The sequence below is a fragment of the Caulobacter sp. NIBR1757 genome (assembly GCF_027912495.1).
Taxonomy (GTDB): domain Bacteria; phylum Pseudomonadota; class Alphaproteobacteria; order Caulobacterales; family Caulobacteraceae; genus Caulobacter.
This window is the reverse complement of record NZ_CP115463.1, coordinates 3368394-3382758: the sequence shown is the minus strand read 5'-3', so window position 1 is coordinate 3382758 and position 14365 is coordinate 3368394. Positions and strand designations below refer to the sequence as shown.

Here is a 14365-nt window from a genome sequence, read left to right as displayed (position 1 = left end):
GTCGCGAGACGAGCTACGTAGAACCCAGGCCCGAGCGGTGGCGCGGATCGGGGGCGACTATACCCTCCGCTCCATGATCAGCATGGCGGCCCACCTCGACCACGACTACGCGCTGGCCGTCGTCTACATCGCCATCCTGCAGGCCAACATCGCGCCGCTGATGGAAGACCCGGCCCTGTCCGCCAGATACGCCGGCATCGACACCATCGCGCCGGAAGACCTGCGCCGGCCGATCAGCGTCCACGCCCTGGCCGGCTCCCTGCACATGCCCTACGAGACCACCCGCCGCTGTGTCGGCCGGCTGATCGACAAGGGCTTCGTCAAGCGCGTCAGCCGCAGCGGCATCCTCACCTGCTCAGAAAAGCTCGCCGAGCCGGCGATGAAACGCCTGGCCGAGCAACAGTACCAGGACACCCTGCGCATGGTCGGCCAGCTGCGCCGCGGCGGCGTGGAGCTGGACGGGGTTTAGGCCCCTCCCAAACTCCGATCATCCCGACGAAAGTCGGGACCCAGTGTCCGCTCACGGTTCCGGGTCAGCTCTGATCAGCGCCAGCCTGTCTTCTGGTTTGCCAGCTGGGTCCCGACTTTCGTCGGGATAGTCGGAACGGAGAGAGACAGTGGTTGCTGCCACCCCCCGTCACCAGCCCCCCGCGCCAACCGCGCGGACTCGTCCTATATAGCTCCCCGTGAGCGACCCGACCGACACCCCCACCCCCGACAACCACCTGCCCGTCACGGAGGCCGCAGCCCTCCGCGCCGCCGAACTGATCAAGTTCCACGCCGCCCGCCTGCCGGACGCCCCGGGCGTCTACCGCATGTACGGCGAGGACGGCGAATGCCTCTACGTCGGCAAGGCCCGCTCCCTGAAAAAGCGCGTCATCCAGTACGCGCAGGGCCGCTTCCACACCAACCGCATCGCCACCATGGTCGATCTCACCCGCTCGATGGAGTTCGCCTCCACCCGCACCGAGACCGACGCCCTGCTGCTCGAGATCAACCTGATCAAGCAGCTGAAGCCCCGCTTCAACGTCCTCTTACGCGACGACAAGTCCTTCCCCGAGATCGTCATCCGCCGCGACCACGCCGCCCCGCAGCTGCGCAAGCACCGCGGCGCCCACACGATCAAGGGCGACTACTTCGGCCCCTTCGCCAGCGCCGGCGCCGTCAACCGCACGCTCAACACCCTGCAGAAGGCCTTCCTGATCCGCTCCTGCAGCGACAGCGTCTACGATTCCCGCACCCGCCCCTGCATGCTGCACCAGATCCGCCGCTGCGCCGCCCCCTGCACCGGCCTGATCGCGGCCGACGACTACGCCCTGCTCGTCGACGAGGCCGAGGCCTTTCTGCGCGGCAAGTCCCGCGCCGTCATGGCCCGCATGAGCGAACAGATGCAGGCCGCCTCCGACGACATGGAGTTCGAGCTCGCCGCCCGCCTGCGCGACCGCATCCGCGCCCTGGCCTCCGTCGCCCAGGAAACCACCGTCAACCCCGAGACCCTGGAGGAGGCCGACGTCTTCGCCCTCCACGCCGAGGGCGGCCAGGCCTGCGTCCAGGTCTTCTTCTTCCGCGCCGGCCAGAACTGGGGCAACCGCGCCTACTTCCCCCGCATCGACAAATCCGACACCGACGCCGAGGTCATGGGCGCCTTCATCGGCCAGTTCTACGACGACAAGCCCATCCCCAAGCTGATCCTCGTCTCCCACGCCCCCTTCGAGATCGAACTGCTGGAAGAGGCCTTCAGCATGAAGGGCGGCCGCAAGGTCGAGATCGCCAAACCCCAGCGCGGCGAAAAGCGCGGCCTGGTCGACGAGGCCCTGACCAACGCCCGCGAGGCGCTTGGCCGCCGCATGGCCGAGGGCAGCGCCCAGGCCAAGCTGCTGGCCGGCGTCGCCGAGGCCTTCAAGCTCGACGGCCCGCCCGAGCGCATCGAGGTCTACGACAACAGCCACATCATGGGCACCAACGCGGTGGGCGGCATGATCGTCGCCGGCCCGGAGGGCTTCCAGAAGAACCAGTACCGCAAGTTCAACATCAAGGGCACGGACCTCACCCCCGGCGACGACTTCGGCATGATGAAGGAGGTCCTGCGCCGCCGCTTCTCTCGCCTGGTCAAGGAGGAGGAAGCCGGCGGCGACGTCTCCGCCCCCCGCCCCGACCTCGTCCTCCTCGACGGCGGCGCCGGCCAGCTCAGCGTCGCCCTGGAAATCATGGCCGACCTCGGCGTCGACGACATCCCCGTGGTCGGCGTCGCCAAGGGCCCCGACCGCGACGCCGGCCTGGAACGCTTCTTCCTCCCCGGCGCCGCCGCCCCCTTCATGCTCGAACCCCGCAGCCCGATCCTCTACTACCTCCAGCGCCTGAGGGACGAGGCCCACAGGTTCGCCATCGGCACCCACAGGGCCAAGCGCAGTAAGGAGATGGTCAAGAACCCGCTGGACGAGATCGAGGGCGTCGGCCCGGGGCGGAAGAAGGCCCTGCTGCATGCGTTCGGGTCCGCGCGGGGGGTGAGCCGGGCGAGCGTGGAGGACCTGATGAAGGTGGCGGGGGTGAACGAGCCGCTGGCGCGAAGGGTGTTTGATTTTTTCAGGAAGTGAGGGGGAGCCGTCCGCAAGGCCTTCTCCGTAAATCTTTAATGGACGAACCGTCGTCTCCTCATGCAATGGTTGCATGGGGGGGACGCGATGACTGATGCGACCGCGCAACCGGCGACCGAACCGGTATCTATTTTCGAGAGCGATCTGCCGCTCGACGCCAAACTTGAGAAGGCCAGGACCGAGCTTCTGGACCTGTCGGCGCGAAACAGGCTGCTAAATATTCCGCGATCCGCGAAGAGTGCGAAGACTCTGGAGATCGTCGATGAGCGGGGAGCAGAGGTCTTTCGGCTGCTCGTGAAGGAGAACAAGGCGTTCACCTTCCTGCCAGGCAAGGGCGCAAAACCCGATGCCGATGACGAGGATGGCGAAATCCTTGAACTCGCTCAGCCAGAAGATGACGGCGTGGATGCCCGCGGCATCGCCAACAGACATGCCGACACCCGCCTCCAGACACGTCTGACGCCGGCCGGTCTGCAAAAAAAATTGCTCGATCTCTACTACGATGCCCGCACGCTTGAGGAAGAGCAGGGCGTCAACATCCTGTTCCTGGCCATCGGAACATTGAAATGGATCGACCCGAACAATGCGACGGCGGTCCGCTACGCGCCGTTGATCCTCATCCCTGTAGAGCTTGAACGCGGTAACGCGGCGGAAAAGTTCAAGCTTCGGGCGAGACCGGAAGACTTCGCCGCTAACCTGTCCCTCGAGGCCTATCTTGACCGCGTTCACGGACTCAAGTTGCCGACTTTTGAGGCCGGTGATGATTTTGATCCCTCAGCCTACGCCGCGTCGGTGGCTGAAGCTGTTTCCGTCAAGACCGGCTGGTCGGTAAACGAAGACGACATCGTCCTTGGCTTTTTTTCGTTCGCTAAATTCCTGATGTACCGCGACCTGGACGCACAGACTTGGCCTCCTGGCTCAAAGCTTGTCGATCATCCGTTGATCCGGCCTCTGGTGTCCGATGGCTTTCCTGAGGGAGAGCCAATGGTGTCCGAAGATGAGTCGATAGACGCCAACATCTCGCCCGCCGACATGATTCACATCGTCGACAGCGACAGCTCTCAGACCCTCGCCGTCGAGGAGGTTCGACGCGGCCGCGACCTGGTGATCCAGGGACCGCCCGGAACCGGCAAGTCTCAGACAATCGCCAATATCATCGCATCGGCGGTGGCCGACGGTAAGACCGTGCTGTTCGTGGCCGAGAAGATGGCCGCGCTTGAAGTCGTCAAGCGTCGCTTGGATTCGACGGGTGTTGGAGACGCCTGTCTCGAGCTCCACAGCAACAAGGCAAACAAGCGAGCCGTTCTGGAAGAGCTCAGGCGCACCTGGGAGCTCGGTGCGCCTCGCGTGGAGAACCTCGACGCGTTGACCGCGCGCCTTACCGAGGCGCGAGATCATCTGAACGATCATGCCGAGCGCATTCATTCTCCAGTCGGGTCCGCCTCCCTCACGCCCTATGACGTGATCGGCCACCTTGTTCGATTGAAGCAGGCCAGCGTCAGGCCGGGTTACTTGGACCTCGAAGGGGTTGAAGGCTGGACGCAGGAGAATTTCGAGCAGAGGTCCCGCCTGATCGACGAGCTGGCGGAACGGGTCGTAGACCTAGGCGCGCCCGGTCGCCACCTTTGGCGCGGGGTCGAGTTGGACCGAGCCATCCCGACAGACGTGGCGCGGATCGAGGCACGCCTCTCGGCCCTCTATGACCACCTTGTGGCGCTCCGTGACGAGAGCTTGGCCATATCTGTCGCGCTTGAAAGCGATGCGCCGGAAGCTTTGAGCACGCTGTCAAAGTTTGCCGCGCTGGCGGGTCGCCTGGCGACAGCCCCGGCTCTGCAATCTACCGCCTTCTCGGCAGACGCCTGGAGCAGGCCGGAGGAGATCCGGAGCATCCTGTCATCGGGAGCCCGATACGCGTCGCTGAAGGAGAAGCTTGCACCGGTCTTCAGGGAGATGGCTTGGGAGGTCCCGCTCGACCAAATCCGATCAACCTTGGCCCCCCTTGATACTTGGACTCCGGTCACGGCCTTCGGCCATGCCGCCGCCGTTGCGGCGCGGGCGCAGACAGCCTTGGAGCAAGGGCGACGTCTCGCCGAGGCGGTCGGTCGGCAGGAAGCGCCGGAGACAATCCGGGACTTGGAGGTCTTGGCCAGGGTTGGCGAAAGGGTCGCCCACGCGCCCGAGGCGGACCCGGTCGCCTTCGCGCAAGACCTGTGGGACAGCGGCGTAGAGCGTGCAGCCGATCTGGCCGGTGCGGTAAAAGCCTTGGAAGACGCGCGCGGTGAGCTCAGCGGCGGACTAAGCGACGGCGCCTGGTCGGCGAACTTGGTCGGGGAACGAGGCGTCCTGGCGGCGCACGGTAGTTCCTTCTTCCGCTTTTTCAGTGGCGAGTGGCGCGCCGCCGACCGACTGGTTCGCTCTTTCCAGTCGAACCCAAAAGCTCCGCTGCAGAGCCGCCTGGCGTTACTGGATGCGCTCTTCAAGGGGCAAACGGCGCTGAAGCTGATCAGCGACGAGGCGGACTTCGGGCGGACGGCGTTTGCAGGCGACTGGCGAGGCGAGCGGTCCGCCTCCGCGCCGCTGCAGGCCTTGGTGGAATGGATGCGGAGTTTGCGGGGATTGGGCGCCGAACCCCGGATGATCATGGGCTCACGCCCCGATAGACGCAGACTGGATGACCTTTCGAAAGCGCTGACCGCCGAGGTGGACGGCTTGCGAACTGCCCTGTCCCCACTGTGGGATGAGACTGGAGCCGGCCGGTCGGCTATTTTTGGCGCAGCGGCAGGTCCTGACGAGGCGGATCTTGCCAACGCTATCAAAACCTGTGGGGCGGTGGCCCATGCCTACCAGGCTACGAATGAACTGAGCCTTGAGCCGGACGCGTCGTTCAGTCGACGACGCGAAGCTCTGGACGATCTGGCGACTGGCCAGGCTGCCGGTGCCGAAGTCGTCTTGGGTGAGGACATCGCAAGTCTCGCCTTCGCAGGAAACTGGCTTGGCCTGAAATCGGATTGGGTCGAACTGACTTCCGCCGCCGATTGGCTGGTCGCGAATGGCGACATTCGCCAACTTGCCGCGCGAGTCGCGGACAGGAGCGGGCTGAAGGCCCGGGCCGAAGCTGCCGTGGCGTCGCGCGATCAATGGATCGCAGCCAGTGAAACCTTGCTGACGGATATGAAGGCGACACCGGAAGCCATCGTGACACCAAAGTTCCTGCGTGATGCGCCCACCACGGACCTCGCGGAAAATCTCGCTGCCTGGCGGGATGGTGGTGAGGCGCTGACGTCCTGGGTTGGCTATCGCGCCAGGGCGCGTGAAGCGATCTCGCTTGGCCTTGGCGACCTTGTCGCCCGGCTTCACGATGGAACCCTGCCGCCGGCCGCGGCGCGCGGCGACTTCGAGCAGGCATTCTTCGAGGCAGTTTTAGAGCAGCAGATAGACGCCGATCCCGAGCTCGCAACATTCGATGGGGAAATCCACGGCCGACGGGTGCGCGAGTTCGTCGACCTCGATCGCCAGCGCATCCGCGCCGCTGCCGGCCAGGTTGCGCGAATGCATCACCAGCGTATGCCGCCAGTTGGCGGTGGAGCCGTGGGACCGCTCGGGGTTCTGAAGTCGGAAATGGCACGTAGGCGCGGTCACATGCCGATACGGCAGTTGATGCAGAAGGCTGCGCAGCCTGTTCAGGCCCTGAAGCCGGTCTTCATGATGAGCCCGCTTTCTGTCGCTCAGTTCCTGCCGCCCGGTGCGTTGAAGTTCGACCTGCTGGTCATGGACGAAGCCAGCCAGATTCAGCCGGTGGATGCGTTGGGCGCTATCGCTCGGTGCGGCCAAGTCGTCGTTGTCGGCGATCCGCAGCAGCTTCCGCCAACCTCCTTCTTCTCAAAGATGACCGGCCAGGCGGACGGCGACGACGATGATGGCGCGGCAAAGGTCGCCGATATCGAAAGCATCCTGGGTCTGTTCACGGCTCGGGGCCTGCCGACCCGTATGTTGCGCTGGCACTATCGCAGCCGGCATGAGTCGTTGATCGCGATCTCCAACCGGCAGTTCTATGAGAACAAGCTGGTCATCATACCGAGCCCCTACACGGCGCAGTCGGGGCTCGGCCTGCGCTTCCATCACGTGAAGAATGGCGTCTTCGAAACGGGCACGACCCGGACCAACCCGGTCGAGGCCAAGGTTGTTGCCGGTGCCATCATCCATCACGCCAAAACGACGCCCGAACTGTCTCTTGGAGTTGTCGCCTTCTCGGTTGCTCAGCGAAAGGCGATTCTTGAGCAACTTGAACTGATGCGTCGCCAGCTGTCGGCCGCTGACGAGGCCTTCTTTCAGGCTCACCCAACGGAGCCGTTCTTCGTGAAGAACCTGGAAAACGTCCAGGGCGACGAACGGGATGTCATTCTGATTTCGATTGGCTACGGACCGACGGCCCTCGGCGCCCGGCCGCCCATGCGCTTTGGCCCGGTAGGCCAGGAGGGCGGTGAGCGTCGATTGAACGTCCTGATCAGCCGCGCAAAGCGGCGATGCGAGGTTTTCTCGTCGATGACCGACGAAGACATCGATCCGGACTTCGCATCGTCTCGCAAGGGTGTCTTCGCCCTGAAATTGTTCATGCATTTCGCCCGGACCGGGCGAATGTCACTGGCGGAGTCGGTCGGGCGGGATCGACAGTCCGTGTTCGAGGATGAAGTGGCCCAAGCCGTTCACGCTCGGGGCTTTCAGGTCCATCGGAATGTCGGAGTCTCCGGCCTGTTTGTGGACATCGCCATCGCCTCGGCGGACCATCCGGATCGGTATCTGCTGGCGGTGGAATGCGACGGACCGTCCTATCGCGGCGCGAGGTCGGCGCGTGATCGTGACCGCCTTCGCCGAAGCGTGTTGGAAGGGCAGGGTTGGTTCGTCCATCGCATCTGGAGCGGAGACTGGTTCAAACGCCCACAGGAGCAACTGGACAGAGTCATTGCCGCCGTTGAGGCGGCCAAGGTCGAGCTTGCTCGAGAAGGAGTGGCAGCGGCGGCCCGGCTACCTGCCTATGAAATCATCTCGGTCGAAAGGGAGGACGTCACGGAGATGGGGCTGGTTGGCGTTTCTGAGGCCGACGCCGGCTTGTCGGTAGCCTATGTCGAGGTTCCCGTTGTCAGACCATCGCATGTCTATGTCGAAATACATGAGGCGCCGACCGGCATCTTGTCCCAGCTCGCCGAGGCTGTTGTCGAAGGCGAAGGGCCAGTTCATTTCGATGAGGTCGTCGTCAGGATTCGTACGGCGTGGGGCGCTGGACGGGCTGGTGGGCGAATTCGTGAGGCGATTCGACGTGCGGTCGAGGTATCACGTCGCCAGGGGCGGATTATCGCCGACGGTGAATTCCTTTCGATCCCTGGCGCTCAGATAAAGGTGAGGGATCGCAGCGTTGCGGCTTCTGCGACTTTGCGCCGGCCTGACATGCTACCGCCGACCGAGATTGAATGCGGACTGATCCAGATCGTCTCTCGAAACTTCGGCGCTACGGAAGAACAGGCCTTCCAGGCGGTGGCTCGCGCCCTCGGGTTCAAGGCAACCAGCGCTCAACTTCGTGAGGTGCTGGCTGACGTCTTGAATCGCGCGTTGGAACGCGACGTTCTGATCCGGAGAGATACTCTGATTGACGTCGGCCCTAATGCCCCGGAGCAACGACGCGAACCGGAGAAGGCCTCCCTCGAAACTTTGATCGCGGAAGGAGAGGGCGAGCGGCTGGAGTTCAAGGAAACACTGAGGTGGGATTTGCGCCAGGGCACGATCAATCGGAAACTCGAAGACGCAGCCATGAAGGCGATCGCAGCCTTCACCAATCACCGCGGCGGCACGTTGCTGATCGGAGTGAGCGATGATGGCGTCGTGCGTGGCTTGGAACCAGACCTCGACAGCTTTGGTGGTATTCGCGATCGCTTCGAACTTCATCTGACTAATCTGATCAAGGACCGGTTCTCGGAAGGCTTCCGGGCGGGCTGCGTATCGGTGAGCTATCCGATCCTGGGCGACCAATTGATCTGCCGGGTCGATGTGAAGCGGTCCCGCACGCCGACTTATTTGGCCCTTTCGGAGACCAATGGCCCGCCTGTGGAGCGCTTGATCGTCAGAGCCGGCGCATCTTCGCCGGAAATACCGCTGAGCCAAGTCGCAGACTACGTTAGGGACCATTTTTCCTAAGGGAGTATAACAATGGATGAGTTGCTCAATCGCCTTGGAGGCGATCGGCTTACATCTCGTCAAATTGACGAACTAATCGGACTTGCGCGTGGGATCGCAGCAGACGGCGACCTCAACATCGCGGAGGTCCAGTTCCTCCAAAAATGGCTGGCCGCAAATCTCTCGATTAGTGAGCAACCGGTAATTCGGACCCTCTACCAGCGCATCAATGACGTCCTCGCGGATGGGATTCTGGATGCTGAGGAAAAAACGGCACTGCTGGAAACATTGAACAGCTTTTCCGACCGTGACTTTGAACTTGGCGAGGTACTGAAATCGTCGACGCTTCCTTTGTGCGACCCGGCCCCGCCGTTAACGTTTCAAGGGATCACGTACAGTTTCACAGGCACCTTCCTCTTCGGTCAGCGAAAACACTGTGAGCAAGCCGTAGCAGATCGGGGCGGCGTAGCGGGTAGCCTCACACAGAAAACCCAGGTCCTAGTCATCGGAGCCTACGCGACCGAGTCTTGGAAACATTCCTCATTCGGCAACAAGATTATTCGGGCTACGGAATGGCGAGACGAGGGCAAGCCCATCGCCATCGTCTCGGAACAGCATTGGGCCGAACACCTCGGGTAAACCCCTCACACCGGACAACTCGCCACCTCCAGCTGCAGCATCGCCAGCACCCGGCCGAAGCCGATGTACTGCCCCGCCATCATCGACAGCTCCAGGAACTCCGCGTCCGAGAACAGCCCCCGCATCGCCGCCACGTCGTCGTCGCCGATGTTGTGGTGATCCACCGCCATCTTCTCGGCAAAGCGGATCGCCGCCCGCTCCCGCGCTGTGAAGCCCTCCGCGTCCGGGTCGTCGACGCCGCGCGCCGCCTCGTCCTCGCTCACCGTGTCTGAGCGCCATGCGTACGCTCTTGCACAGCACGCAGCCGCCCCGGGTGGCGATGCGCAGCCGGATCGGCGCCTTCAGGCGAGACCGCGGTCGCCAGCCCCGCCGGCGTCAGTCCCCCTCCACCCCCGCCCCCTCACCCGCCAGCCGCGCCAGATCCGCCAGGGCCTCGGCGGCGTCGGTGCTGCCCGAGGCGGCGGCTTTCAGGTGGTCGATCGCGGCCTGGCCGTCGGCCAGCGCCTGGCTGATGAGGTCGGCGGGGTGCGGCGGCGGGGGCGGCTCGGGCAGGTCGATGGGCATGGGGTGAGCCTACACCCCGGGGCCCGGCCGACACGCGGCTTTCGCCGGCGGGCGGGCCTCGCGCCAATCCCGCGCCCACCCCTCACCCCATCGCCAACACCAGCCCCGTCGCCAGCACCGCCCCCACCCCCGCCGCGATGCTGGTCGTCAGGCCCGTGCTCCTGGAGCGGGACCAGCCGCTGAGGCCCAGGCTGGCCAGCAGGGTGTAGAGGCCGAGGACGAAGCTGAGGGTCAGGAGGACGCGGGCGCCGTCCGTGCCGATGGCGCGGGCGGCCTGCGGGGCCTCCGGGTGGAGCACGGCGACCAGGGCCGTCGAGGCCACGACGCAGACGATGAAGGCGGCCGAGGCGGCGGCCGCGAAGCCGATGGCCACGCCGGTCGTCCTCCGGCGCCGGCCGCCCAGGGCCAGCAAGGTGCCCAGGAAGGTCGCCGCGAAGCCGCCGAGGAAGGCGCTCAGGCCCCCCAGCTGGGTGGCGAGGGCGGAGAGGTAGGCGGGGGCGAGGCTCTGCATGGGCGCCAGCCTAACGCGGTTCGCCGGCCCGGCAATCGCGCCCGTCGATCCCCGTCACAGCCCCTCCTCCTCCCGCCTGCGCTTCACCCACCGCAGGAGCCTCTTCTCGTCCAGCCGCGCCACCGCGTTCTGGCCCATCCACACGCCCTCCTGGTGGCCCTCCAGCCGCAGGTTGGCAGCCCGCAGCAGCCGCGACAGGGCCAGGGACTTGTCGGCCAGTTTCAGGCGGGTGAGGCGGGTGACGGCGCCGTCCGGCGCGATCTTCTCGAGGACGGTGACCTCGCGCACGGCGGCGGTGCGGCTGCGCTCCAGCCGGGCCAGGTCGACCTCCAGGGCGCCGTCCGGCCGCACGATGGCGAAGTCGAGGATGTTGCCGGCGGCCACCGCCTTCAACTCGGCCAGGGCCCAGGCGCCGGTCGCCTTGTCGGCCGGGACGTAGGCGTCCGGGTCGGGGCTCGGGACCGGGGCGGGCGGCGGCGCCAGCAGGGCCTGGACGCGAGGATCGCGCATCAGCCGGTAAGCGGCCCAGCGGGCGGACCGCTGGCTGTAGCCGGCGCGCCGCGCCGCCGGCGTGGCCTGACCGTCGCGCCGCAGTTCCTGCACGAACCGCAGCTGCCTGGGGCTCAGCGCGCGCGGCTGGGACGAGGGTGCGTTTGTCGCGGTCATGGCGGCTCCGGGGATGGCGAAGAGGGGAGGGGGCCGCCTTATCGAAGCGGCAGACCATTATCCCACGCCGCCCTGGCGCCAGCGAAAAAACCAGCCCCGCCAAGGCCCCGGGCAATATGTCTAGACATATTCATCTTGGTTTCGGGCCCCGGACGCCGCTAAACGCCGCCGCCGGCCCCGGCGTAGGTGCCGGCGCCGCGCCCGGCGCCTACATTCCCCGCCCCGGCGCCAACGCCGCGCCTACGCCGGCGCCCACATTCCCCGCGCCCTGCGCCACGCAAACCTCAACGATTTCAGGCGCCTTGCCCACCGCCCGGCGCCGGGCCCCCGGAATCCCGGATGGGCCGTTGACACCCTGGCGGGCGCCGCGGCTGGTACAATGGTCTGCCGCTTCGATAGCGGCGCCCCGTCAGATCGGGCAGCTGGCCACCTCCAGCTGCAGCATCGCCAGCACCCGCCCAAACCCGATGTACTGCCCCGCCATCATCGACAGCTCCAGGAACTCCGCGTCCGAGAACAGCGCCCGCATCGCCGCCACGTCCTCGTCGTCGATGTTGTGGTGATCCACCGCCATCTTCTCGGCAAAGCGGATCGCCGCCCGCTCCCGCGCCGTGAAGCCTTCCCCGTCCGGCGCGTCGACGCCGCGCGCCGCCTCGTCCTCGCTCACCGTGTCCGGCGCCATGCGCACGCTCTTGCACAGCACGCAGCCGTTGAGGGTGGCGATGCGCAGGCGGATCAGTTCCTTCAGCCGGGCCGACAGCAGGCCGGCGCCGCCCGTGTGCCAGGGGTGGTAGAAGGCCTGGTAGGCCTGGACCAGGTCCGGGGCCGGGGCGAAGGCCTTGGCAAAGTTGCGGCCCAGCCAGTTCTCCTCCGGCGTCGCGTCGTGGATGGCCTTGAGGTAGGGCGGCAGGGCGTCGGGCTCGGCGAGCGGCAGGCGGGACATGGGCGGATCCTCCGGGTTTTCCGCCATCAGGCGCCAGCCGCCGGCGCGGCGCAACGGCGCCGTGGCGTCACTCGGCCGCTACCCGCGCCGGCGGATCGTGCCGGTCAACGGCAGCGCCGCCGCCACGGTGTTGGAGATCGTCCCGTACTTGCGCACGTTCCGGTGCAACAGGTCGAGGCGCTGATCGTCAGCGTTTCCTACGCCCGCAAGCTGGGCGACGCGGCGACCACCTCGGGCCCGGACGCCGACGGCCGCGCCTGGTTCCAGATCACCAAGCAGTTCTGATGCCCGCCCCCCGCGATCGCCCCCCGATCAAATTCGACAAGGATAGCGCCATGATTTCCCCCGCCCATCTGCCGACCGGCCGTTCTGCCGCCCCCCGCCCGCCGCCGATGCGCCGCCTGTCCCGACTGGCCCTGTTCGGCCTCGCCGCCTCCCTGCCGCTGGCCTTCGCGGCCCAGGCACCGTCACCGGGCCGGGCGCCGCCCAGCCGGGGGCCGGCGACATCTTCGTCAACGACGCCATCGCCTGGACCGCCTCGGGCGAGCCGACCACCCTGACCTTCCTGGCCGTGCGCGACCTGGTCATCAACGCCCCGATCACCGCCACCCGCGGCAACATCCTGGCCTGCTGCGGCCGCGATGTGATCGTCAATGCCCCGCTGACCACGACCAACGGCAGCATCCTGCTGTCCGGCGGTCGGGACGTTCGGGTGTTCCACGCCCTCACCACCACCGACGGCAACATCGCCCTCTGCGCCGGCCACGACGTCCATATCGACGCCGCCGTCACCCTGACGCGGGGCACGACCATTCCGGCCCAGAGCCTGGGCCTGCCCGTCGGCCTGACCCTGATCGCCGGGGCCGACGGAACCGGACCCGGCGTGGGCGGCGGGACGATCATCTTCAGCCCGCTGGCGCCGCCGACCACGGTGACCGTCGCCCCGACCACGATCGCCTACAACCCCGCTTCCTACGCCGCGCCGACCGACTTCTCGACCAACTTCGTCCTGACCGAGGGCGCGACCCTGACCCAGCGGATGCTGCTGTTTCCGAACGGCGGACGGGTGGAGGACGGCACGACCGCCACGGTCCTGACCGGCTTCAACAGGACACCTGGCTCGGGCGCGCCGGTCGGCGTCACCCTCGTCGCCGGCCCCGGCGCCGTGGCCACCTTCGACAGCCCCGGCGTCGGAACCAGCGTCGGCATCACCTACAGCGGCTACACCCTGGCCGGCCCCAACGCCGACCAGTACGTCCTGGCCGGATCCTGCTGCGTCTCCACCTTCCGCACGACCGGGACGATCATCGCCGCGCCGCCCCCGCCGCCGCCGCCGCCGCCCGCAACACCCCCCGTGGTCGTGTCGCAGGTCCAGCCGTCGTCGCCGACGCCGACACCGATCGTCATCATCGCGGCCCTCGACAATGACGTCGATCTGGTGGTGTTCGGCGAGGGCATCAAAATGCCGGTCGCCGAGGTGGCGCCGGTTCCGCTGACGCCGACGCCAGCCGGGCTGGACTCTCCGCCCGTTGTCGCTCCAGGACCGGCGCCCGTCGCGCCGCGGCCGACGGTTCCGGTCTACAAGCCCAAGCAGGACCGCAACTGATGGCCCGCCGCGCCGTCCTCGCCCTCCTGGCCTTGGGGCTGATCCAGGCCGTCCATCCGGGGGCGGCGATGGCGGCGGGGCGGCCGCTGTTCCGCCAGGCCAGTCTGGACACCGAAAAGGCGTCGGCCGACACCCGGCGCCTGGCGGCCTGGGTCGTCGCCACCGGCGACAACCAGGGCCTGCCGTTCCTGATCGTCGACAAGGTCGCCGCCCGGGTCTTCGCCTTCAATGGCGCGGGCCTGCTCGGCGGGACGGCCCCGGTGCTGCTCGGGGCCCAGCCGGGCGACGATATGGTTCCGGGCCTCGCCGACCGGCCCCTGTCCCGCATCGGGCCCAGCGAGCGGGTCACCCCGGCTGGTCGCTTCGTCGCCGCGCCCGGCGCCAACCTGGCGGGCAAGGACATCCTCTGGATCGACTACGACGCCGCCATCTCGCTGCACCCGGTGGTCGTCGGACCGCCGTCGGAGCGCCGGGGCCAGCGGCTCGCCTCGCCGACGGCCCTGGACAACCGGATCTCCTTCGGCTGCATCAATGTCCCGCCGGCCTTCTACGACCTGGTCGTCCGCGGCCTGTTCGCCGCCACCACCGGGGTCGTCTACATCCTGCCCGAAACCCGGTCCCTGGAGGTGGTCTTCTTCCCCGCCGCGATACCGACCGTTCCAGGACGATAGAATTCG

At 66.8% G+C, this 14365-nt stretch carries 12 protein-coding genes; 7 read left to right on the top strand and 5 right to left on the bottom strand.

Annotated elements, in window-relative coordinates; all coding sequences use genetic code 11:
• Positions 1–37 precede the first annotated feature (37 nt).
• The 4 genes from O5I81_RS16410 (at position 38) to O5I81_RS16395 (ending at position 9398) form a co-directional block, all read left to right on the top strand.
• Positions 38–469, top strand: coding sequence for a hypothetical protein (locus O5I81_RS16410; protein WP_271065936.1), 432 nt, complete (start codon positions 38–40; stop codon positions 467–469).
• 217 nt (positions 470–686) lie between these two features.
• On the top strand, positions 687–2594 hold the full coding sequence (gene uvrC, locus O5I81_RS16405) for an excinuclease ABC subunit UvrC (RefSeq protein ID WP_271065935.1): 1908 nt from the start codon (positions 687–689) through the stop codon (positions 2592–2594).
• Positions 2595–2681: 87 nt separating this feature from the next.
• The gene (locus O5I81_RS16400) at positions 2682–8780 is read left to right on the top strand and encodes a DUF3320 domain-containing protein (RefSeq protein WP_271065934.1); all 6099 of its coding nucleotides are present in this window, start codon (positions 2682–2684) and stop codon (positions 8778–8780) included.
• Positions 8781–8792: 12 nt separating this feature from the next.
• Positions 8793–9398, top strand: coding sequence for a BRCT domain-containing protein (locus O5I81_RS16395; RefSeq protein WP_271065933.1), 606 nt, complete (start codon positions 8793–8795; stop codon positions 9396–9398).
• 5 nt (positions 9399–9403) lie between these two features.
• On the opposite strand, the gene O5I81_RS16390 is transcribed toward O5I81_RS16395, so the two are convergent.
• The 5 genes from O5I81_RS16390 to O5I81_RS16370 form a co-directional block, all read right to left on the bottom strand.
• Complete coding sequence (locus O5I81_RS16390; RefSeq protein ID WP_271065932.1) at positions 9404–9661, bottom strand: hypothetical protein; 258 nt, start codon at positions 9659–9661, stop codon at positions 9404–9406.
• Between the two features lie 112 nt (positions 9662–9773).
• Positions 9774–9962, bottom strand: a complete 189-nt coding sequence (locus O5I81_RS16385; RefSeq protein WP_271065931.1) for a hypothetical protein — start codon at positions 9960–9962, stop codon at positions 9774–9776.
• A gap of 82 nt (positions 9963–10044) precedes the next feature.
• Complete coding sequence (locus tag O5I81_RS16380) at positions 10045–10473, bottom strand: hypothetical protein (protein ID WP_271065930.1); 429 nt, start codon at positions 10471–10473, stop codon at positions 10045–10047.
• 54 nt (positions 10474–10527) lie between these two features.
• Positions 10528–11139, bottom strand: a complete 612-nt coding sequence (locus O5I81_RS16375) for a terminase small subunit (protein WP_271065929.1) — start codon at positions 11137–11139, stop codon at positions 10528–10530.
• Between the two features lie 409 nt (positions 11140–11548).
• Positions 11549–12082 carry a carboxymuconolactone decarboxylase family protein gene (locus O5I81_RS16370; RefSeq protein ID WP_271065928.1) on the bottom strand — a complete coding sequence of 178 codons (534 nt, stop codon included), beginning with the start codon at positions 12080–12082 and terminating at the stop codon, positions 11549–11551.
• A gap of 162 nt (positions 12083–12244) precedes the next feature.
• Here O5I81_RS16370 and O5I81_RS16365 point away from each other — a divergent pair, with 162 nt between their 5' ends.
• The 3 genes from O5I81_RS16365 to O5I81_RS16355 all read left to right on the top strand — a co-directional run bounded on the left by O5I81_RS16365 (position 12245) and on the right by O5I81_RS16355 (position 14359).
• Entirely contained in the window at positions 12245–12367 is a 123-nt protein-coding gene (locus O5I81_RS16365; RefSeq protein ID WP_271065927.1) for a hypothetical protein, read from the top strand.
• A 286-nt stretch (positions 12368–12653) separates the two neighbouring features.
• Positions 12654–13688, top strand: a complete 1035-nt coding sequence (locus O5I81_RS16360) for a YDG domain-containing protein (RefSeq protein WP_271065926.1) — start codon at positions 12654–12656, stop codon at positions 13686–13688.
• On the top strand, positions 13688–14359 hold the full coding sequence (locus tag O5I81_RS16355) for a L,D-transpeptidase (protein WP_271065925.1): 672 nt from the start codon (positions 13688–13690) through the stop codon (positions 14357–14359). The genes O5I81_RS16360 and O5I81_RS16355 overlap by 1 nt, the downstream gene beginning before the upstream one ends.
• Positions 14360–14365: the final 6 nt, after the last annotated feature.

Excerpts from the sequence above, each read along its gene's own strand:
- O5I81_RS16400 (WP_271065934.1), top strand. The coding sequence starts at position 2,682 with ATGACTGATGCGACCGCGCAACCGGCGACCGAACCGGTATCTATTTTC.
- O5I81_RS16395 (WP_271065933.1), top strand. The coding sequence starts at position 8,793 with ATGGATGAGTTGCTCAATCGCCTTGGAGGCGATCGGCTTACATCTCGT.
- O5I81_RS16385 (WP_271065931.1), bottom strand. The coding sequence starts at position 9,962 with ATGCCCATCGACCTGCCCGAGCCGCCCCCGCCGCCGCACCCCGCCGAC.
- O5I81_RS16380 (WP_271065930.1), bottom strand. The coding sequence starts at position 10,473 with ATGCAGAGCCTCGCCCCCGCCTACCTCTCCGCCCTCGCCACCCAGCTG.
- O5I81_RS16375 (WP_271065929.1), bottom strand. The coding sequence starts at position 11,139 with ATGACCGCGACAAACGCACCCTCGTCCCAGCCGCGCGCGCTGAGCCCC.
- O5I81_RS16370 (WP_271065928.1), bottom strand. The coding sequence starts at position 12,082 with ATGTCCCGCCTGCCGCTCGCCGAGCCCGACGCCCTGCCGCCCTACCTC.
- O5I81_RS16355 (WP_271065925.1), top strand. The coding sequence starts at position 13,688 with ATGGCCCGCCGCGCCGTCCTCGCCCTCCTGGCCTTGGGGCTGATCCAG.